Source organism: Deltaproteobacteria bacterium GWC2_55_46 (genome assembly GCA_001595385.3).
Taxonomy (GTDB): domain Bacteria; phylum Desulfobacterota; class GWC2-55-46; order GWC2-55-46; family GWC2-55-46; genus UBA5799.
The window spans coordinates 1138477-1157253 of sequence record LVEI03000001.1; the positions used below are offsets into that span (position 1 = coordinate 1138477).

Below are 18777 nucleotides of genomic sequence, written 5' to 3' on the forward strand. Positions count from 1 at the left end.
GCCATCCTATAACCTATGATAAAGATTAACCGCCTTAAAAAATCATTCGGCCAGAAAAAGGTCCTCGACGGGGTGGACCTCGAGATAGAAAGCGGCAAGATAACCGTCATCATCGGGCGAAGCGGCGAAGGCAAGAGCGTCCTGATAAAGCACATCATCGGGCTCCTTCGGCCCGACGGGGGGGAGATATTCCTCGACGGCCAGGAGATAACCGCCATGAAGGAGCGGGAGTTCAACGAGGTCAGGAAACGCTTCGGCATGCTCTTTCAGGGCGCCGCGCTCTTCGACTCCATGACCGTTGGCGGGAACGTGGGCTTTCCTCTCAAGGAGCACACGGACTTAAACGATGAGGACATAATGAAGGTCGTAAGCGAGAAGCTCCGGAGGGTCGGCCTGGTGGGGGTCGAGGGGCTTACCCCCGCCGAGCTATCCGGGGGCATGAAAAAGAGGGTAGGGCTTGCCAGGGCCATAGTCATGGACCCGGAGATAGTCCTGTTCGACGAGCCAACGGCCGGCCTCGACCCCATCATGAGCGACTCGATAGCCGACCTCGTCCTCGACACCCAAAGGAGCCTTAAGACCACTTACGTGCTCATAACGCATGACATCCCGTTCACCTACAAGATAGCCGACAAGATAGCCATGCTCCACGAGGGCAGGATAATCGAAGAGGGCACGGTGGACGAGATGAAGAAGAACCAGAACCCGATACTCCGCCAGTTCCTCGAAGGCAGGGCGGAAGGGCCGATAAAGGTGTACTGAGTCGCCAAGACAAAAATCATGTACATAATCACCGGTTTCTGGTTTACTCAAGGTCACGAGAGGCGATAGAAAAAGACCATGGCGTTGCCTAAATTAAGTTCTGAAGCGAAGGTAGGGCTCTTTGTCCTCCTGGGCGTAATACTACTGGCCTACATGTCCCTCCGGCTCGGCGGCATCCAGCTTGGGAGGGCGGAAGGGTATACCCTTTTCGTCGAGTTCGACTCAGCCGCCGGCCTTGACCCGAACGCGCCCGTGCGGGTCGCCGGTGTAGAGGTCGGCAGGGTAAAAAAGATCGCCCTTAAGGACCATAAGGCCCACCTTGAGCTTCAGATACAGCCTGACGTGCAGATAGGCAGGGACTTCACCGCCGTCCTCACTACCAAGGGACTCCTCGGAGAGAAGTACCTCGAGCTTTTGCCGGGGCAGCCGGGAGCCCCGCCTCTAAAGGAGGGCGAGTACATAACACGCACCAGGTCCTACGCGGACATGGATAAGCTCATCACCATCCTCTCGGACGTATCGACCGACATAAAGGAGATAACCGAGTCCTTGAGCAACGTCCTCGGCGGCGACGAGGGCGAGCAGACGGTAAGCAACATAGTCCATAACATAGAAGAGCTCACCTTCCGCCTGAACAGGATAGTCGCCAAAAACGACGAGCAGTTCGAGAGCATAATGAGGAACCTTGAATCCTTCACCGCGCTCCTCAAGGACGAAGGGCCCGGCATCACCACCGACCTCAGGCTCGCGATAAGGAACCTGAACGAGTCGCTAGTTAAGACCTCCGACAACTTAAACGGGATGATAACCGAGAACAGGGGCAACCTGAAGGAAGGGGTAGAGAACCTGAAGGCCGCCTCCCTGAGCCTTCAGCAGGCCATGGACACGATAAACAGGGTGACCGGCGACGTCGGCCCGGACATCAGTAGCGCCATGAGCTCGGTGAAGAACATCACCAGGAAGATAGACGAGGGGCAGGGCACCATAGGCCAGCTCGTCAACGAACCGACCCTGCACGAGAACATAAACAAGACGGTCTCGGGCATAAACAACTATATCGAACGGGCCGAAAGCTTCCATACCTTCATCGGCTACAGGGGCGAGTACCTCTTCGACGCGCGGGACACGAAGAGCTATCTCACCTTGCGCATACAGCCGAAGGCCGACAAATACTATCTCCTTGAGATAGTCGACGACCCGAGGGGCAAGAGGACCGATGAGACCAGGGAATTAACCACCGGCGGGGTCACCACGACTACCGAGGAGATAAAGACGACCAACCAGATAAAGTTCTCTGCCCAGATAGCCAAGCGGTTCAATAACCTGGTCGTCAGGGGCGGCATAATCGAGAGCACAGGCGGGGCCGGGATCGACTACTACATGTTCCGCGACAGGCTCAAGTTGACGCTCGAGGCCTTTGACTTCGGCCAGAAAGGGAATGCGCGCCTCAAGGCCGGGGGCACCTACTACCTCAACAAGTTCTTCTTCCTCACGGCCGGATACGACGACTTCGCGAGCAAGGTCGGGCTCCAGTCCGCGTACCTTGGCCTTGGCTTGCAGTTCAGGGACGAGGACCTGAAGTACCTCATAACCAGCGCGCCTCCCATATCGTTCTGACGCCTTTCCCATTTTAGCTTCGTAGCCTCGCGCAGGGTGGGCTCAGGCCTCTTTCGACCTCCGGAAAACCTTGATTTAACCCTTAAAAAAGGATAAAAGATTACGGCAGGCCCCCATGGGGGCCTGCTTTCGGTTTTTCTAATAAAGGACAACTTATCCCATTGCCCGATATCGACGGAAATAATGGCTTCGGGGTCGCCATCGACCTCGGGACGACTACAATAGCAGGCGCGCTCGTGGACCTCGGGACAGGCGCTGTTGCCGGGGAGCTGTCGCTGCCGAACCCGCAGTCCGGCTGGGGGCGGGACGTCGTCTCCCGGATAGACGCCGGGACAAAGGACCCGGCAACGCTCGCTGAGCTTAAAAACGCGGCCCTGGCCGCGTGCAATAGCCTCATCACGAGGCTTGCCTCAGGCAGGACAGACGCGATAAAAAAGGTGACGGTCGCGGGAAACCCGGCGATGGAGCACCTCTTCCTGGGCATCTCCCCTGAGCCGCTCTCACGGGTCCCCTACAGGCCGGCTTTTAAAGAGCCGCAGCAGATGCCGGCAAGGGAGGCCGGCCTTGAGATAGACGCCGCGCTTTACGTCTTCCCGCTGATAGGCGGCTTCGTGGGCGGGGACGCGGTCGCGGCGGCACTGGCATTGGGGATGGGTAAGGCCGCAAGGCCGGTACTCGCCATAGACATAGGCACAAACAGCGAGATACTCCTTGCCGTCCAGGGCTCCCTCTTCGCCACCTCTGCCGCGGCGGGCCCTGCCTTTGAAGGTGGCGAGGTGGAACGCGGCATGACAGCCGGCCCCGGCGCTATCGAGGGCATGACTATAGAAGGCGACAGCCTGAAGCTAAAGGTCATCGGCAACGTAGCGCCAAGGGGCATCTGCGGCTCTGGCCTCATCGAGGCCGCCCACGTCCTGCTGGAGGCCGGGATCATGGACAGGTCGGGAAGGATAAAGGACAGGGACGAAGTGTCTACGAACCTCGCCAACAGGATAAAAGAGAGCGGGGACGGAAACTCGTTCGTACTCTTCAGGGGCGCCAAGGGCGAGGTGTCGCTTTCGCAGCAGGATATAAGGGCCTTGCAGACCGCGAAATCGGCTACCAGGGCCGGGATAAATATCCTGCTCGATAAAGCGGGGCTTAATCCAGAAGATATCGAGAAGGTCTACCTTGCCGGGGCCTTCGGGGCCAAGCTCTCTTCCGTCTCACTAAAGGGCATCGGGCTTCTTTACGAGGGCTGGCAGAACGTTGAATACGTCGGGGACGCCGCGCTCGACGGGGCGGTTATGGCCCTTGGAGAGGTCGGGAGGAATGAGGCCGGCGAGCTTGCAGGAAGGGCCAAGTACGTGCCGCTTTCAGGTAGCTCCCGCTTCGAACGCGAGTTCATAACCAACATCGGTTTTTAAATTATTATTCCCGGCAGAGCACAAGGCTGTCTTTAAAAATCAGATATTTTTATAGCTAAAATAGCAGGAGGCTTGCAGTTTAGATGAAAAGGATCAGAAGGGCTATCATAAGCGTCACCGACAAGACCGGAATAGTAGATTTCGCTAAAGGGCTTTCAGCGGCGGGTGTCGAGATAATCTCAACGGGCGGCACCGCCGAGCTTATAAAGAACGCAGGGGTCACGGTAATACCGATATCATCTTACACCGGCTCACCGGAGATGCTCGACGGAAGGCTCAAGACCCTTCACCCGAAGATACACGGCGGCATACTCGGCATACGCGAGAACCCCACCCACGTGAAGGAGATGGAGACCAACGGGATACTTCCCATAGACATGGTCGTCGTGAACCTCTATGCCTTCGAGGAGACCATAGCCAAAGGCTGCTCCCTTGAGGACGCAATCGAGAACATAGACATCGGCGGGCCCACGATGATACGGGCTGCCGCCAAGAACCACAACGACGTGGCGGTAGTAGTCGACCCGGCCGATTATGTAAATATCATATCCGAGATGAACGGGAAGAAGGGCTGCCTTTCACGGCAGACCAGGTTCATGCTCGCGAAGAAGGTCTTCCAGCTCACGGCACGCTACGACGCCGCCATCTCGAACTACCTCGGCGCGGTAGCCGATATCCCGGAGGCCGAGCCGAAAAAAGAGTTCCCGGATACCTACACCATACAGTTCGAGAAGGTGCAGGACCTGCGCTACGGCGAGAACCCGCACCAGAAGGCCGCCTTCTACAGGAGGCGCGTTGCAGGCAGGGCTGGACTTGCCGACGCGAAGCAGCTTCAGGGCAAGGAGCTCTCCTACAACAACATCCTCGACCTGAACGCCGCGCTTAACCTTGTCTCCGAGTTCCACGAGTCTGCTGCCGTTATCGTAAAGCACAACAACCCGTGCGGCGTAGCTGCCTCGAAAAACGGGCTGCTGGCGGCCTACGCCCTCGCCTATGAGTGCGACAAGACCTCTGCGTTCGGCGGGATCGTCAGTTTCAACAGGAAAGTAACGAAGGATGTGGCCGAGGATATGGGGAAGATATTCCTTGAGGCGATCATCGCCCCGGAGTTCGCCCCGGAGGCCCAACAAGTACTGGCCTCAAAGAAGAACCTCCGCCTCCTGGAGATCGGTGAGATAACGCCAGAGAACTTGAGCTTCGGCCCCTCTGACATGGACATAAAAAGGGTCTCCGGCGGGGTGCTCCTCCAGGGGCTCGATATCGAAAGCGCCGCAGACCTTAAGACAGTGACAAAGAGGGGGCCGGATGAAAAAGAGCTCGAAGACCTTCTCTTCGCGTGGAACGTCTGCAAGCACGTAAAGAGCAATGCCATCATATTCGCCCGTGACGGCAGGACGATCGGCATCGGCGCGGGACAGATGTCCAGGATAGACTCGACCAGGATAGCAACCCGGAAGGCGGCTGACGCGGGGCTTCAGGTCAAGGGGTCGGTCATGGCCTCCGACGCCTTCTTCCCCTTCAGGGATAACGTCGACATGGCCGCACAGCACGGGGTCACCGCCATAATCCAGCCCGGCGGCTCGATACGGGACGAAGAGGTCATAAAGGCGGCTGACGAGCATGGCATCGCCATGGTATTTACAGGCATCAGGCACTTCAGGCACTGAGCAGGAGTTTCTGAATAGATGAAGGTACTAATAATAGGCAGCGGCGGCAGGGAGCACGCCCTCGCGTGGAAGCTCTCGCAGAGCAAAAAGGTCTCAAGGCTCTTTATCGCCCCCGGCAACCCCGGCACAGCCCGGCACGGCGAGAACGTCGCGATATCCGCGGAGGATATCGAAGGGCTCAAGGCCTTCGCGCTAAAAGAGCAGATCAACCTCACGGTAGTAGGCCCGGAGCTTCCGCTCACCCTCGGCATAACGGATTCCTTCACAATGGCCGGGCTCAAGGTCTTCGGCCCGTCCAGGGCCGCCGCTGAGATAGAGGGGAGCAAGGCGTTCAGCAAGGAGCTGATGTTTCGCCACAACATCCCCACAGCCTTCTACAAGCGTTTCGACGAGCCTGGCCCGGCACGGTCGTATATAGAGACTCACGACGCGCCATTTGTCGTAAAGGCGGACGGGCTTGCCGCTGGCAAGGGCGTCATAATCTGCCAGAGACGGGAAGAGGCCCTTCATGCGGTAGACCTCATAATGGCGAAGAAGGCCTTTGGCGCCGCGGGCAAGACGATAATAATAGAAGAGTTCCTCACAGGCGAAGAGGCATCTTTCCTCGCGATAACCGACGGCAGGACCGTCCTGCCCCTTGCCCCGGCGCAGGACCACAAGGCGGTATTCGACGACGACAAAGGCCCCAATACCGGAGGCATGGGCGCGTACTCTCCGGCGCCTATCGTCACCCCAGCCCTTGAGCAACAGATAATGGAGACGGTCATGCTCCCGACCGTAAAAGCGATGGAGGCCGAGGGCAGGCCCTATAAAGGCATACTTTACGCCGGCCTCATGATGACATCGAAGGGGCCAAGGGTGCTGGAGTTCAATTGCAGGTTCGGCGACCCCGAGACCCAGCCCATACTCATGCGGATGGAGACAGACCTCTTAGACCTGCTTGCCGCCGCAGTGGATGGCAAACTGCACGAGCTTGAAATTGAATGGAAGAAGAAGGCCGCTGTCTGCGTTGTCATGGCCGCGCAGGGCTACCCCGGAGACTATCTCAAGGGGAGCGAGATAAAAGGCCTTGCGGATGCGGCTACCCTGAAAGAGACCATGGTCTTCCACGCCGGCACAGCCATGAAGGATGGCAAGGTAGTCACCTCCGGAGGCCGGGTGCTTGGAGTTACGGCCCTGGGAGATACGATAAAAGACGCGATAGACAACGCCTACCTGGCGGTCGGGAAGATAAGCTGGGAAGGCGCGCACTATAGAAATGACATCGGTAAAAAGGCGCTCAGATAACCGGTCCGGAGGGATTAAAATGGCTCAAAAACCGCTCGTCGGCATTGTAATGGGAAGCGAATCAGACCTCCCCGTGATGGGAGAGGCGGCAAAGGTATTGAAGGGCTTTAAGATCCCTTACGAGATGACCATATCATCCGCGCACAGGAGCCCGAAGAGGACCTCTGATTACGCAAAAGGCGCGGAAGATCGCGGGATAAAGGTCATAATAGCCGGCGCCGGGAGCGCGGCGCACCTGGCGGGCTTCATAGCGGCAGAGACGACCATCCCGGTAATCGGGGTCCCGATAGACTCAAGCCCTCTAAAGGGGCTCGACTCCCTCCTTTCTACCGTGCAGATGCCCGGGGGCGTGCCGGTAGCCTCTATGGCTATAGGCAAGGCAGGCGCGAAAAACGCGGGCATCTTCGCCGCCCAGATACTCGCCACAGGTGTCGCCTCGCTTCGGGGCGCGCTTAAAAAGCAGAGGAAGGATATGGCGAAAGAGGTCGAGGAGAAGGCGAAGAGACTGAAGGCCTGACGATTGGATAGCGAGAAACCCAGGATACTTTCCGCTTACGATGATTACTCCGCGGCCGCAAGCCCTCTGTTCCGGGCCGGAGCTGTTATCGCCTACCCCACCGAGACCTTTTACGGCCTCTGCGTCGACCCCTTCAATACAAAAGCGATAGAGGCCCTCTATGAGTTAAAGGGCAGGCCAGCCTTGAGCCCCATCCCTCTTATAATAGGGGATGCCGGGATGCTCGACCGCATTGTCACGGATATTCCCCTTACGGCCCGTAAATTAATCGAAAGATTCTGGCCAGGCCCGCTTACGTTAGTCTTCAAGGCAAGCCCGGCCCTTCCACCCATGCTCACATCCGCCACAGGGACGATAGGCGTGAGGCTCTCCGGCAGCCCCTACGCGCGGAGGCTCTCTTGTGCGCTCTCTTCGCCCATCACATCGACAAGCGCGAACCCGACCGGGATGCCGCCGGCGAAAAGCCCGAAAGAGGTACTTGGGTACTTTGACGGCAGGATCGGCCTCCTTATAGACGGAGGCCGGCTAACCGCCCTAAAAGGCTCGACAATCATAGACGTAACCAGAGACAGCCTTGAGATTATAAGAGAGGGCGAGATACCATCCTCGGAAATCTTGTCATTATGATAAAAAAAAGCTAAAGCCTTAAGCCGCCCCTGCCGATAGGTATAACAGGAGGTCTTTATGCTCCGTCCTGTCGCCATCGCCTCAACAGGCATCTACGCTTCCTTAAAGCTACTCGACACTACCGCCCATAATGTAGCGAACGCCAATACAGACGGCTTCAAGAGCCGGAAGGTCTCCTTCAACGAGGCCGGAGAAGGCGGGGTCTTTACTACCACCTCAAAAGACCTTGAGCCTGGAAGCCGCTACTACCTTGACGGCATGGCCTACGAGGCCTCGAACGTGGATATCGCCTCTGAGACCATCTCCCTTATGACCGCCAGGCATGTGCTCTCGCTAAACGCGGCTGTCCTTAAGACCTCAGTTGAGATGGAAGAATCCCTTCTCGATACTTTCGCTTAGCAGAAGGCTTGAAAACTCCAATTTTATTCAGGCTGATCAAAAAGTTGCATATGCGAGGACGTCGAGGAGCGAGGAATGAGGCGTACTTGGAGTGTACGCCGCAGTGACGAGCTTCTGAAGCCAACGACGCAGATGGACTTTTTCAGCAGCCTGCTAACCCTTCCTCATGCGGGCAGCGAAAAATCCGTCCATCCCGTGTCTGTGCGGGAACGTCCTCAGAAACCCGTCCTTGTCAACGAGCTCGCTGCAGCTTTGAGGCAGGTATTTTGAGACATCCTCAAGAGAAAAGTCGGGATGCTTTTTCAGGAACCTTGAAACTACACCTTCTGTCTCTTCAGGCTCAAATGTGCAGGTCGAGTATACAAGCCTCCCGCCTTTTTTGAGATACCCGGCCAGATTATCGAGTATCCTGGACTGGATAGCCTGTAGCCCCGCTATATCTTCTTCCTTGCGCCTGTACCTGGCGTCAGGCGCCCTCCTCAATACCCCAAGCCCTGAGCAGGGCGCGTCGCAGAGTATCGCGTCGAGCGATCCTTTTTCAAGAAAATCGAGGCTGCCCGCGGCGTCAAAAGTAAAGGTCTTTATTATCCCGGCTCCAAGCCTTGCCGCCGTCTCGGCAACCGTCCTTACCCTCGCCTCGTGCTTATCGAGGGCATATATGGCGCCCCTGTTGCCCATGAGCTGGGCCAGGTGCGTTGTCTTCCCCCCTGGAGCGCTGCAGGCATCCAGAAGAGACTCTCCAGGCATGGGGGACAGAAGAAGCGAGACGAGCTGAGAGGCCTCGTCCTGTATATAGTACCTCGGGTCCTTTGCCGCAAGCGCCCCCCCTCCCCTCACCTCTATCCCGTCCGGGGAGTAGCGAGTCTCCTCGACATCGTAGCCGCTCTCCTTGAGCTCTTCGATGAGCCTCTGTCTTGAGGTGGACAGAGTATTTACCCTTACGGTCCTCGGAGGCACCTCCTGGCCGGCCCTGCATAGCTCGATCGTCTCTGCCGTGCCGTACCTCGCGGCCCACCTCCGGACTATCCACTCCGGATGGGAGCACGCTATCGTTATATGCCGGATGATATCCTTATCCGGGTCAGGCAGGGCTATCCTTTCCTTCTCGGAAGCGATCTTTCGGAGGACCGCGTTCACAAAGCCCGCCTTCCTCTTATCAGGCTTCACCAGCTCGACCGACTCGTTTATCGCCGCTCGTGACGGGACCCTGGTAAGGAAGAGGAGCTGGTAGGCGCCGATCCTCAATGCGTTCAGCACCCTGTGCTCGATCTTTTTAGACCTTATGGCGGAAAAGAGGTCTATCGTGTAGTCGAGCCTTATCTTCCACCGTAAGACCCCGTAGACGAGCTCGGTTGTAAGCCCGGTATCTGGCCCGCTGAGCCCTTCAAGCCCTGCGTCGAGCGCTATGTCAGCGTAAGCGTCCCCGCCCTCGACCCGGTTCAAGACCTTTAAGGCCGCTGCCCTCGCGCCTGTTTGACTGCCCACATCCCCTCCGATAGTTTCGAAGCAGTTTACCACGCACACGGGTGATTTAAAACGGGTTTCAGAGAGGTTTACGGACCCGCGCGCGCAATATCAGGCAAAAAATATTAAAGTCCAGCCAAATTGGGGCCGATATGCCAGTTAACTCATATAACCCTGCTATTGCGTGTAAGCGAGGAGGCTTTTTCAGATGAAATCGTTTTTAAAACGCGTAAGCATCGCACACTTCATGATAGCCTCGATCGGCACGCTTGTGCTCATCCTCACGGTATTTTCCATTGCGCACACCTTCAACGCATACAAATATTACAAGGAAATGAGCCGGACGGAGATGGCCAACGAGTTCTCCGACTACCTGCTGGCAGCGGCCGGGCTGCTGGCAAAGGAGCGCGGGATGACCTCGATGGCCCTGTCCTCAGACAAGCCGGCAGACGCCTCGCTCGTCTCTGATATAGAGGGCGTTCGGGATATGGTGGAGCAGGTACTTGGCGAGTCCCTTGGCATGCCCAGGCTTCTTATATCAACCGACCCTGAAAACCCCGCTTTCACCTCCTCTGTCCAGGAACTTGAAAGGCTTCACTCCGAGCTAAACTCCATGAGGGGTACGGTCGATGCCGAACTGGGCAAGGGTGAAAAGGGCATAACCCCTGCCGAGTGGTTCAAGGCAGCTTCCTCTGTCATCGAGGCCGCCTCAGAGGCGCGCCTTGCCGCGTTCGACCCAGGGTCAAGCAAGGGGACAAGCCAGGAGGCGCTGAGGATGAATGTGGAGCTAAAGCAGGCGCTCTGGCTTATGGGCGAATACGCTGGAAGGGAGCGCGCGATACTGGCGATGGCCATCGCTTCCGGAAAGCCCGTCGACCAGGAGAACATGGAAAAACTCAATACGTACAGGGCCGTAATCGACATCAACGCGAAGGCGCTTCGCAGGATCAAGACCTCGCAAGCCCTTGACGAGCAAGTGCTGAATGCCTTATCCCGCGTGGAAGAGAGCTTCTTTGGCGCCTTCGAAGGGGTGCGCACGGGCGTCCTGGCTGAAAGGTCAACCGGCAACTACACTCTTTCAGGCAAGGAGTGGATAAAGAAGAGCTCAGAGGCCATAGACACCATACTCGAACTCTCCGCGGCGGTCGGGGTGCTTGTGGACGAAAGGACAAAGGCTGAACTCTCGTCCTCGAAAAGGACCATGGCCGTGTCAGCCGCCGTCCTCGTGCTGGTCATACTCCTCGGATGGGGGTCCCTCATCGTGATACGCGGCAAGATAGTGAAGCCAATGCTCTACCTGAGCAAGACCATGGCCGAGGTGGAGAGGACAAACGACCTTACGCTCAGGATAGATGTCAGCTCAGAGGACGAGAGCGGACGGATGGCGGCGGCCTTCAACAGCATGCTCGACAGGTTCAACGCTATAATAACCGGGCTTCAGGCATCCACTGAGAACCTCGCGTCAGCTTCAGAGGAGCTTTCCGCCACAGCGGTCCAGATAGCGGACGGGTCGCAGTCGCAGAGCCTCAGGGCGACCCAGGTCTCGACAGCGGCCCAGGAGATGAACGCCACCCTGATAGAGGTCGCCAGGAACGTCTCCGGCGCGGCAGACGCCGCAAAAGAGGCGAGCAAGGTGGCATTAAAGGGCGGGAAGGTCGTCTCGGAGACGATAGATTCCATGAACGGGATTGCCCGGACGGCGCGGGAGTCGAGCCAGATAATAGCCAAGCTTGGCAACCGCTCCGAGGATATAGGCAACATAATAAGCGTAATAAACGACATCGCGGACCAGACCAACCTGCTGGCCCTTAACGCCGCGATAGAGGCCGCCAGGGCCGGTGAGCAGGGGCGCGGCTTTGCCGTGGTAGCTGACGAGGTTAGAAAGCTCGCCGAGAAGACCATGAAGGCCACCAAGGAGATAGGCGGCATGATAACCGCCATGCAGGAGGAGACAGGCAAGGCCATCTCATCGATGGAGCACGAGGCCGTGGCGGTGGAGCAAGGAGTTCATCTGGCCAAGGTGGCCGGAGAGTCCCTGCATGAGATCGTCGGGAAGGTGGACGCTGTCACAAACATGATGCACCAGGTGACAGTTGCCGCCCAGCAGCAGTCCTCGGCAACGGACCAGATAAGCGGGGACGTATCCGAGATGGCCGAGGTCATAACCGAGACATCTGCCAGCGCCCAGCAGATAGCCAGTGCCAGCGAGGAGATAGCGGAGCTCGCCACGAACCTGAAATCCACAGTCGACACCTTCATCATCACCTCAGGAGGTCCCCAGAATAGCTCGACCAGATCCAGGGCTGCCGCTTAAAAAAAGCCTTCAGCGGCCCTGCCCCGAAAGGGGCAGGGCCTTTTCTTTTCCTGGTTCCTTGAAAAACCGCCCTTTATTTGTTACGATTAAATTGTATGGAAGAGCATGGGACTGTCATAGAAACGAAAGGGCAATTGGTAGTCATCAAGGCGCAGAGGACAAGCGCCTGCGACAGCTGCTCCTCAAAGAAGTCCTGCGGGAGCGGCGGGTCAGATGAGGAGATGCTTATCGAAGCGGACAACTCCATAGGGGCCATGGTGGGCGACAAGGTCATATTTTCCGTGAGCGCCAGGTCTGTCCTCAAGGCCGGTATGCTGCTTTACCTCTTCCCCATCTTGAGCTTCATTGCCGGGGTCGCGCTGGGACAGTCCGTCTTTTCAGGGATCTTCCCCATGTACAACGCTGACCTCGTCTCAGGTCTTACCGGCGCGGCATTCCTTGCCGTCGCCTTCGGTGTCCTCAAGGCCTTAAGCAAACTTTCGGAGCGGGGCGGGTCCTTGAGGCCGCGGGTACTGAAGATTGAGTGAGGCGGCCATCGACATAGTCACCCAGAACAGGAAGGCCTTCCACGACTACTTCATAGAAGAGACCATCGAAGCCGGGATAATGCTCACCGGCACGGAGGTAAAATCGCTTCGCGCCGGGAAGGCCAACCTAAAAGACAGCTACGCGAGGATAAAGGGCGAGGAGATATTCCTCGTGAACACGCACATAAGCCCCTATTCCCAGGCCGACGGCTTCAAGCAGCATGAGCCCGAAAGGACAAGAAAGCTCCTTCTCCATAAAAAAGAGATCATAAGGCTTATGGGCAAGACCCGCGAGAAGGGGTATACCCTTATACCCACCAAGATATATTTCAAGGCGGGTAAGGCAAAGGTGGAGCTGGGGCTTGCGAAGGGCAAGACCTTCTATGACAAGCGGGAAAGCATAAAAAAGCGCGACGTCCAGAGGGAGATGGCAAAGGCCTTAAGCAGGCGTAGAAAAGAATAGATTCGGTTTTAATCACTTTGTGTTATAATATTTATAGGATGTGGTTCTTTGACAATGGGGGCGACTGGCTTCGACGGGACGGTCTGATTCCGGGAGAAGCATGCCGAGGCCTACTCCTCGTAAAAAAGGTAGACAAACACAGTCGGCAACGACTACAATTACGCCCTGGCCGCTTAAGCCGGCCAGCGTCTTTTTTGCCCACTCCTGCGGGGCCTAAGAGACGACAATTAGCAGGATGGCCTCTGGGGCTCGGTCCGAAGGACCTGGAGGCGAGATCTAAACGGGCTGGCTTTCCGGATGTAAGCCTGCAGGGTGCCGGAAAGCGAGACCTTAACCCTACAGGATAAGCATGTAGAAGAACCGGGTAAGCGTTGCCGGACGCGGGTTCGATTCCCGCCGCCTCCACCAGATTAAGCAAAAGGGGCTTACCTATTACAGGTAGCCCCTTTTTTATAGATTCATAATGTAGCCAGATCTACTTGACGGTCTTCTCCTCACTCGCTGAATGTGCCACCCTCGCCGCCGCAGGGCGCGCATAATATGTCCTCGCTTTCCTTTCCTCCATTACCGCCTTGACCTCTCCGGACGGCATTATCGCCTTTGAGGTTATCGTGCTATGGACTATATTTACTGTCCCATAGTCCTGCATGATACTGGTATCCTGGACAGCCTTACATCCCTCTGTCCACACAATAGCACGAGACGTAAAACCGGATAAGACCCCTTTAAAAGCCTGAGTATCGAGGACCGCGCGCGGGATAAAGGTCGAATGAACAAACCGAGGAATGCCTGTAAAAATATTGAAGAGGGCCTCTGAAGGTTCCCACCCCCAGAATTTTATCGCAAGGGGGCTTGTGGACCACCCCCATAACGCAGGTTGCGTCATTTAGCTTGCCTTATTTCTGGTCACTGCCACGGTATCATGCGTCCACGTCAGCAACGGTGTCACGTTGTCATCGTCATAGAGCACCCAGGTCTCAACCGTTCCGTTTACTGCCGTCCTCGCCAGCTTGTTGTTCTTCCACTTGGACATCGCTACAGAATAGGTCAAGAGAGTTGCTATCCCCGCGTTGTCCGGCGCCGTGTATCCCGAAGTCGCCAGCCGGGTGGACGGGTTCACATCCAACACCACCTCCGCATCATCCTTTATGACCATCTCCCCTGAGCCTATTATCGTATCGCTCGCAGGGGATGGGCTTCCGCCGGACTGTTTGTAGACGGCTACGGTGTACCTGCCATCCATCCACGCCTGCCGCGATTCCGACATCTCGTATCTCCCCTTGACCGTGGCGTGCTCAGAGAGGAAGAGGTAGGGGACCGCTGGTGTGGCGGCAAAGGAACCGTCGCTACCATCCAAAATATAGCCGTCCACCTCTCGGATTACAATGACATATGCCGTCCAGCCTGTAATGCCGGTATGGATTATTGATTTAATTGCCATTTACAAACCTCAATATATGTTGTATAAAATACACAAATCATGTTCGGCTATTACCGGATATTCCTCTCACTGTGTGTTGTATTTCAGCACCTGTGTCAGATGCCTGGCAATAACTTTTCAGGCTGGTATGCCGTCTTCTCCTTTTATATACTGAGCGGCTACCTTATGACTTTCGTCCTGAATGAGAATTATGGTTTCCATTGGGACGGCCTGCGTCGGTACTTCACGAACAGGACCTTGAGGATTTATCCCACTTTATGGGCTGTGATACTTTTCTCCTTGCCTTTTGTAGCGTACCTTCCGATCTCTGATTTTCATAGAAACATCTATCTCCCAACGTCAGCCTACGATTGGCTCAGGAATCTCACCCTCATAGATTTAAGAATACCCAACCCGCGGCTGATCCCTCCGACATGGTCTTTATTCGTGGAGGTCGTTTTCTATATTGCCATCGGCCTTATCTTCGCCCGTAAAAAATGGATAACCTTCCTCTGGTTCTTCGCGAGCGTCGCATTTACCGCTTACCTCGTATATTCAGGCGCGGACAAAGAGTATCGGTACTTCTCAATACCGGCCTCATCCGTGGCTTTCAGTTCTGGCGCCATCTTGTATTATTTACGCAAAATACAGATCCCCGGCTGGTTCACCCCTGCTATCATTGCAGCCCATGCTTTAAATCTCCTGTACTGGCACCTTGTACCGGAAGGCAGATTTCTCGAAGGTTTTTATCTTAACGTCGTTTTGAGCGCTGCCCTCATCTTCTCACTGAGCAAGTTAAGGCCGACCGCCATCGATAAAGTCGCAGGTGATCTAGCCTACCCGGTTTTTCTGTGCCACTGGATAATAGCGGCTCTAATAAATTACTACTTCGAGATCAACAAAGGAGCCACGCTGTTCATCATCTCGATCCCCCCGGTCCTGCTCTTCTCGTTTATTCTGCATGCCCAGGTTGAAAAAAAGACAAACGCTATCCGGGACAGAGTGAAGAACCAGACATTTCAGCCTGCTCAATCCCAATCGTCTTCATACCCCAATCGCCTCCCTGACCTTCCCGCCTAGCTCGCTCCCGCCGCCAGCGCAGTTGTAGGTGTATAAGTCCCTGCGCCGTTGCCTGTGTACGAGCCTATGGAAGCAGCAGAGAGCCATGCGCCTGCCTCGCCATAAGCCCCCCAGCTTCCATTATTATCCATGACCCCGTTACATTGAGCAATGCTCAAACCAAGTGCGTGTATCCCGTGCCCAGCACTATTGCGGAAAATTCCTGGCCTCATGGATACTCCGCCATCTGAAGGTGTCAAGGAAGCTCCGTGTAAAGAATTATTTTGGGAGAGAAGCCCCTTTACTGTAGCCCCAACGCTCAAGACGCCATACGTCTCCAAGTTAGATACGGTCTGTACCTGGAACCCAACATTAGGCGTGTCGGCGTAGCACCTGCGGAAAACCGCCTGTGAACCAAATCTACAGGCGAAACTGACCCTGCCAGTCCCGGGGTCATAGACCCACACCTTATCAACGGTTATAGCTGTAGAGCCGGAACGGGCCAGTATCGCTACCCCTCCGCTGGCGGTTGAAATAAGCTTCAATTCTTTTACCAGAATATAGCTTTGCTTTATCAACTCGATGCAATTTGACTGCGTACCTCCGCCGCTGATTATTGTCTTCTGCTCATAGATGGCGTACCCAGAACCGTTTGTGGGCGCTGGCGTTACCCAGTCTCCGTTGCAGGTAAGTACGGTTGCGGTATTAGTATCTATGAGCCTTGCATTGTTCTCGCCGCTGCCTGTTCCAGACGTTATCTTTAATATCTTCCCTGTGTAGGCATTGACCGTCCACGCCTTGCCTGTGTCGGTCAAGGTCGGTCTCCATGTATCTGTTGCGGCAGACGTAGCCGTACCTGATGATAGAGACGCGCCTAACGTGCCCCCGAAGGTAATGGTGAAGCTCCCTGTTACGGCCTTGCCCTGGACGATGACCTTTTCCGTGAAAGTCCCGTCCGATATTTTAATATCGGTATTGCAGTTGACCGTACCGGGGATGGCGTTCACGCCGCCCTGTACGGTTGAGAAGGCGTTTGCTGCAACGTAAGCCTCCCCGCTTGCCATGATGTCCGCTGAGAGGCTCAACTGCGTTGCCGAATCCCTCGCCGTAACCTTCGCCCATGTGTCATCGGTCGAATTGTAGACGGTCTTGTTGACTACATCCGTCCCGAAGTTGGCCGCGGAATCCACCAGCTTGTTCGCTGTGGTCGAGGTTGCCGTACCGGAGTACATCGAGAGGCCGTCGGCGATTGAATCATCCCCGCCGAGGGCTGTCGTAGCGACATACATCGTGTAGCCCTTTGTGATGGTCGAGCTTATCGAGATATAGTTGCCGGGGTCGTTTCCGAAAGTAAGGGTGGTGCTCTCAAAGTAGTTGGTCGCCCCGGTGTACATATAGAGCCTGGAGATGCCGCTGGTTACGCAGGTATACCAGCTCAGGTCGGCCCCGAAGTAAGAGTTGAGCTTGTTCGTGAAGGTGAGGTTCCGTAGCGTTAGCCGTTGCCTGAAGATGCACTTGCCGCTTATCGTGGTGGTACTGGTGGTAGAGCCCTTCACCGTGAGGGTCTTGTTGTCCCCGGCGGTCTTTCCTATGAAGGTAGTATCATCGGCAAACGTGCCGGGACTCATCCTTATTGTTATATTCGCCCTGAATCCGCTGTCAGCGGTTGAGAACGCTTCCGGCAGGTTGTCTATGGCAGAGGCTATCTCATAGGCTTCGCCGGAAGTGAATCTGTCTGCCGAGAGGGAAAGCTGAGTGGATGAATCAACGGCTGTCACTTTAGCCCATGTGTCATCCGTAGCGTTGTAGACAGCCTTATCGACCAGGGCTGACGTGAAGGAGGCTCCTGAATCTATGAGCTTGCTTCCATCTGCGCCCGTGGTCGTGCCGCTTGTGAGCTGTAGACCCGTAGCCCCCTGAGTCGCCTGTGACTTGCCGCCGAAGGTGGACGTAGCGGCGTATACGGTATAATCTACCGTTCCAGCCGCCAGCTGAAACTCAAGGTTACCGTCTGCGTGGCCCAGGTACGCTTTCTTGGTATCAAGCGAAAGTCCCGGCTCCCCTGCTGAAAGAGAAGGAAGGTCAGAGAAATTACCCCTGCGGAAACGGATTTTGTCTGCCATTATATGAACGTCCCCCCGTCTATGTCCCTGTCGAAGTCTGAGAGGCTATCGAGAAATGACGCCCCGTCTATCACGTAATCACTCACCGCCTCAACCCCGTCCTCAGTGGTCTTTACCCTTAGATGCCTGCCGCCAAGCCCGGTGTAATCGGAAAAGGCATCGGTCAGGTCGGTAAAGGCGGCTGCACCACCACCACTGGGATTCTCGGTTACGAACCAGTATGACGCATTCGGCGGAGCGGCATTGAGACTGGCTATTCGCGCCATGTAATACGTTCCGGCATAAAGCACAATGTCGTCAATATGATAAGTTATCGTTGAGTCCCATTCTCCTTTATATCCACCTATGAACAGCTCAATGTATTGCGGAAGCGGCGGGGTAACGGCCTTCCAGTTATAGCCGTCCCACCTTTTTGTTGTGTTGGCGACAATATCGTTAATGAGGGTGTACAAGGAATGATACATCAGCCCGTATCCGTACCTGCTTAAATGCACGCCATCCTTTTGTGCTACATGGACTTTCTTCCAGTCTCCAGAACCAGACAGCCCCCAAAGGATGTTATATGTATCGACATAGGGGATGTGCAGCTCTGCGGCCAGGTCACGCACCTTCTGCACATAGGGCTGGACCTGCGTGTTGGTATACGCATCAGGGATTAAGTTTTCAGCCGTGTCATCTACAGGCGGCGGGGTGAGCAATATTATATCCGCACCTGCTGGCTGGATAGCGCTGATAATCGTCCTTAAATTCGCCTCATAATCTACGATGTCAACATGACGGTCAACAAGCTGACAGCTATCGTTTGTCCCAAGCATTATGGTAACAATAGTCGGGTTGTGGTCTGTGATTTTAGAGGCTATCCACGCTACCCAGTCATCAGTTGATGTCCCGCCTACGGCTTCATTCCAGATACTCCAGCCCTGCGTTGGATAGTCGAGAGGCAGATTCCTTTTAAGAATCTCAGCATAACTGCTTCTGTCAACAGCAGTTATGCTGTCCCCCACAAATACGACACGGTTTGCCCGGCTTGTATTGGTATCAAGCCAAAGGTCGTCTACCACCGGGGATGAAGGCGCGGTAGAGCTTATTATGGGGGTTGTCTTGTTGACGGCTCTGGCTAACATC

General features: G+C 55.8%; 17 protein-coding genes and 1 other RNA gene. 13 read left to right on the forward strand and 5 right to left on the reverse strand.

Annotated elements, in window-relative coordinates:
• Window positions 1-15: 15 nt before the first annotated feature.
• The 8 genes from A2V21_305350 (at window position 16) to A2V21_305385 (ending at window position 8282) form a co-directional block, all read left to right on the forward strand.
• On the forward strand, window positions 16-762 hold the full coding sequence (locus A2V21_305350; protein OIJ73740.1) for an ABC transporter ATP-binding protein: 747 nt from the start codon (window positions 16-18) through the stop codon (window positions 760-762).
• 78 nt (window positions 763-840) lie between these two features.
• Complete coding sequence (locus A2V21_305355; protein OIJ73741.1) at window positions 841-2379, forward strand: hypothetical protein; 1539 nt, start codon at window positions 841-843, stop codon at window positions 2377-2379.
• A 155-nt stretch (window positions 2380-2534) separates the two neighbouring features.
• Complete coding sequence (locus tag A2V21_305360; GenBank protein OIJ73742.1) at window positions 2535-3785, forward strand: hypothetical protein; 1251 nt, start codon at window positions 2535-2537, stop codon at window positions 3783-3785.
• A gap of 83 nt (window positions 3786-3868) precedes the next feature.
• Complete coding sequence (locus A2V21_305365) at window positions 3869-5452, forward strand: bifunctional phosphoribosylaminoimidazolecarboxamide formyltransferase/IMP cyclohydrolase (GenBank protein ID OIJ73743.1); 1584 nt, start codon at window positions 3869-3871, stop codon at window positions 5450-5452.
• 18 nt (window positions 5453-5470) lie between these two features.
• Window positions 5471-6739, forward strand: a complete 1269-nt coding sequence (locus A2V21_305370) for a phosphoribosylamine--glycine ligase (GenBank protein ID OIJ73744.1) — start codon at window positions 5471-5473, stop codon at window positions 6737-6739.
• A 19-nt stretch (window positions 6740-6758) separates the two neighbouring features.
• The gene (locus A2V21_305375) at window positions 6759-7256 is read left to right on the forward strand and encodes a 5-(carboxyamino)imidazole ribonucleotide mutase (GenBank protein OIJ73745.1); all 498 of its coding nucleotides are present in this window, start codon (window positions 6759-6761) and stop codon (window positions 7254-7256) included.
• Window positions 7257-7259: 3 nt separating this feature from the next.
• The gene (locus A2V21_305380) at window positions 7260-7883 is read left to right on the forward strand and encodes a threonylcarbamoyl-AMP synthase (GenBank protein OIJ73746.1); all 624 of its coding nucleotides are present in this window, start codon (window positions 7260-7262) and stop codon (window positions 7881-7883) included.
• Between the two features lie 57 nt (window positions 7884-7940).
• A complete protein-coding gene (locus tag A2V21_305385; GenBank protein ID OIJ73747.1) occupies window positions 7941-8282 on the forward strand; it encodes a hypothetical protein in 342 nt (113 codons plus the stop codon).
• Between the two features lie 153 nt (window positions 8283-8435).
• Here A2V21_305385 and A2V21_305390 read toward each other — a convergent pair whose 3' ends face one another.
• Window positions 8436-9767, reverse strand: coding sequence for a 16S rRNA (cytosine(967)-C(5))-methyltransferase (locus A2V21_305390; protein OIJ73748.1), 1332 nt, complete (start codon window positions 9765-9767; stop codon window positions 8436-8438).
• A 187-nt stretch (window positions 9768-9954) separates the two neighbouring features.
• Here A2V21_305390 and A2V21_305395 point away from each other — a divergent pair, with 187 nt between their 5' ends.
• The 4 genes from A2V21_305395 (at window position 9955) to ssrA (ending at window position 13458) form a co-directional block, all read left to right on the forward strand.
• Window positions 9955-12060, forward strand: a complete 2106-nt coding sequence (locus A2V21_305395; protein OIJ73749.1) for a hypothetical protein — start codon at window positions 9955-9957, stop codon at window positions 12058-12060.
• Window positions 12061-12194: 134 nt separating this feature from the next.
• Window positions 12195-12587 carry a hypothetical protein gene (locus tag A2V21_305400; protein OIJ73750.1) on the forward strand — a complete coding sequence of 131 codons (393 nt, stop codon included), beginning with the start codon at window positions 12195-12197 and terminating at the stop codon, window positions 12585-12587.
• Entirely contained in the window at window positions 12580-13050 is a 471-nt protein-coding gene (locus tag A2V21_305405; protein OIJ73751.1) for an SsrA-binding protein, read from the forward strand. The genes A2V21_305400 and A2V21_305405 overlap by 8 nt, the downstream gene beginning before the upstream one ends.
• 56 nt (window positions 13051-13106) lie before the next feature.
• Window positions 13107-13458: a transfer-messenger RNA gene (gene ssrA, locus A2V21_305410) on the forward strand.
• A 67-nt stretch (window positions 13459-13525) separates the two neighbouring features.
• Here ssrA and A2V21_305415 read toward each other — a convergent pair.
• Window positions 13526-13936, reverse strand: a complete 411-nt coding sequence (locus A2V21_305415) for a hypothetical protein (GenBank protein ID OIJ73752.1) — start codon at window positions 13934-13936, stop codon at window positions 13526-13528.
• Entirely contained in the window at window positions 13937-14491 is a 555-nt protein-coding gene (locus A2V21_305420) for a hypothetical protein (protein OIJ73753.1), read from the reverse strand.
• Window positions 14492-14530: 39 nt separating this feature from the next.
• Between A2V21_305420 and A2V21_305425 the strand changes: the two genes are divergently transcribed.
• Window positions 14531-15550 (forward strand): hypothetical protein, encoded by a 1020-nt coding sequence (locus A2V21_305425; GenBank protein OIJ73754.1) that lies wholly within the window; start codon window positions 14531-14533, stop codon window positions 15548-15550.
• Here the strand turns inward: A2V21_305425 and A2V21_305430 are convergent.
• A complete protein-coding gene (locus A2V21_305430) occupies window positions 15547-17652 on the reverse strand; it encodes a hypothetical protein (GenBank protein ID OIJ73755.1) in 2106 nt (701 codons plus the stop codon). The two genes, A2V21_305425 and A2V21_305430, sit on opposite strands and share 4 nt — an antisense overlap.
• A complete protein-coding gene (locus A2V21_305435) occupies window positions 17652-18776 on the reverse strand; it encodes a hypothetical protein (protein ID OIJ73756.1) in 1125 nt (374 codons plus the stop codon). The genes A2V21_305430 and A2V21_305435 overlap by 1 nt, the downstream gene beginning before the upstream one ends.
• Window position 18777 lies beyond the last annotated feature (1 nt).

Coding starts and splice junctions, on each gene's coding strand:
- A2V21_305350 (OIJ73740.1), top strand. CDS start 16: ATGATAAAGATTAACCGCCTTAAAAAATCATTCGGCCAGAAAAAGGTC.
- A2V21_305355 (OIJ73741.1), top strand. CDS start 841: ATGGCGTTGCCTAAATTAAGTTCTGAAGCGAAGGTAGGGCTCTTTGTC.
- A2V21_305365 (OIJ73743.1), top strand. CDS start 3,869: ATGAAAAGGATCAGAAGGGCTATCATAAGCGTCACCGACAAGACCGGA.
- A2V21_305370 (OIJ73744.1), top strand. CDS start 5,471: ATGAAGGTACTAATAATAGGCAGCGGCGGCAGGGAGCACGCCCTCGCG.
- A2V21_305375 (OIJ73745.1), top strand. CDS start 6,759: ATGGCTCAAAAACCGCTCGTCGGCATTGTAATGGGAAGCGAATCAGAC.
- A2V21_305385 (OIJ73747.1), top strand. CDS start 7,941: ATGCTCCGTCCTGTCGCCATCGCCTCAACAGGCATCTACGCTTCCTTA.
- A2V21_305395 (OIJ73749.1), top strand. CDS start 9,955: ATGAAATCGTTTTTAAAACGCGTAAGCATCGCACACTTCATGATAGCC.
- A2V21_305415 (OIJ73752.1), bottom strand. CDS start 13,936: ATGACGCAACCTGCGTTATGGGGGTGGTCCACAAGCCCCCTTGCGATA.
- A2V21_305420 (OIJ73753.1), bottom strand. CDS start 14,491: ATGGCAATTAAATCAATAATCCATACCGGCATTACAGGCTGGACGGCA.
- A2V21_305425 (OIJ73754.1), top strand. CDS start 14,531: ATGTTCGGCTATTACCGGATATTCCTCTCACTGTGTGTTGTATTTCAG.
- A2V21_305430 (OIJ73755.1), bottom strand. CDS start 17,652: ATGGCAGACAAAATCCGTTTCCGCAGGGGTAATTTCTCTGACCTTCCT.
- A2V21_305435 (OIJ73756.1), bottom strand. CDS start 18,776: ATGTTAGCCAGAGCCGTCAACAAGACAACCCCCATAATAAGCTCTACC.